The 1089-nt window shown below is 31.9% G+C and carries 1 protein-coding gene; it reads right to left on the bottom strand.

Features of this window, described 5'->3' with window-relative positions; translation table 11 throughout:
• Nucleotides 1–225: 225 nt before the first annotated feature.
• Complete coding sequence (locus IWX84_RS15320) at nucleotides 226–453, bottom strand: transposase (RefSeq protein WP_317192124.1); 228 nt, start codon at nucleotides 451–453, stop codon at nucleotides 226–228.
• Between the last annotated feature and the right edge of the window lie 636 nt (nucleotides 454–1089).

A 1089-nucleotide genomic window follows, 5' to 3' on the forward strand; every position in this document is an offset into this window, starting at 1 on the left:
TTATGTGGGAGAGTATGTCGTCGCCTTTCTTTAATCTGAACTCGTTTCAGATTCTTTAAAAACCCCGTTCTAACCAACGGGGTTTTTTGTTTTTATAACTAGTTTGGAATTTCATGTATTTGAATAGGGGTTTTTGGGATCAATCCCAAAATTCGGGCACTAAGCAAATAATTTAGTAAACGAAATAGCAAGAAATCGACTTTTCTGACTCCCCTGAATTGATTTTTAAACGCTTTTTTTTGCGTTTGTACTTCTTCTTTCAAAATGGTTCAAAATGGATTCATAATTGATTTTTATAGTGTTCGTAATGGCATTGAAACTTTTAATGCCTAAGTTCTCCACATCAATATACCAGTGTGTTAATTTTGTAATAGCAATTGCTTTATCTGTAATGTTGTTGTAGATATTACGTAATTTTTGACCTAATAAATAGACTTGTTTTGATTTCTGGATATTCTTCCAATACTATTGTAGGTCTTTCTTTTTGACTCTGGCTCCATTTATTTTGACTTTTGTATAGTAGAAACCGACTTCTAGTGAGTAATTGTTTGGCTGGATGCCCGTTGGGATATTTTTTTGGACGAAGTGTGTTTTATTGTGTTTTGCTCGGGTTATATTAATTCACGACTTTCTTTTCTCATTATTAAAAAGGGACAATTATTGTACTGGGAGTTGTTTTTTTTGTAAAATGGTCCTGGTAATTCCTTATGAATTCCATTAAGCTTTGTTTTTACTGGTTATTCAGGGATATTCCTGACTCGGACCCTTTGGCATTTGCTAAATCCAGTATTTATTAACTTTTTTAAATATTGTCTTTGGGTACCAGAACAGGAATGATTCAGTAAAAAACTAGTCATAAATCCAGGTCTCGACTAAGATTGAATAAGTAAAGAAGAATAAAGAAAACTATGAGTCGCACAGTTATAGTAAGGATGAAACAGCTAATTCAAAGAGTTTCCAACATTTGAAACTAATCCAATGCAAAAAACTTTAGTTTCAAAATTCACGTTTTCAGCGATTTAAAGCAAACATTAAGAAAACATCAAAAAAAAGGTTTAAAAAAGCTTGAATAACGCAATAAAGAGTGTA

It is taken from the genome of Flavobacterium sp. CG_9.10 (assembly GCF_015752245.1).
In the GTDB taxonomy this organism is placed as follows: domain Bacteria; phylum Bacteroidota; class Bacteroidia; order Flavobacteriales; family Flavobacteriaceae; genus Flavobacterium.